Origin of the sequence: Bacillus sp. SIMBA_008 (genome assembly GCF_046535495.1) — a bacterium.
GTDB lineage: Bacteria > Bacillota > Bacilli > Bacillales > Bacillaceae > Bacillus > Bacillus subtilis.
Window position 1 is genome coordinate 1 of record NZ_JAWRWL010000893.1, and the last position, 252, is coordinate 252.

Consider the following 252-nt stretch of genomic DNA (forward strand, 5'->3'; position numbering starts at 1 on the left):
CGTCCTGCAACGCTGGGTCCGGGCGAGCGGCCGGCCGAGGCGATGCTCGCGTTGATCCGTGAGGTGGCGATGGATGAGGATGTCGCCGCTGTCGGAATGGCGATCACAGGCCCGGTCGACGTGCGGACGCGGATCGTGCACAACTCCCACACCTTGCCGGATTGGTCAGGAACATCGTGGGTCGACGAGGTCGAGACCGCACTCGGCCGACCCGTCGTGGTGGAGAACGACGCGATGGGCGCGGCGTTCGGG

At 68.3% G+C, this 252-nt stretch carries 1 protein-coding gene; it reads left to right on the forward strand.

What is annotated here, in order from left to right:
* Positions 1 to 42: 42 nt before the first annotated feature.
* A partial coding sequence (locus tag SB658_RS25940) for an ROK family protein (protein WP_410603352.1) occupies positions 43 to 252 on the forward strand: 210 nt, incomplete at its 3' end.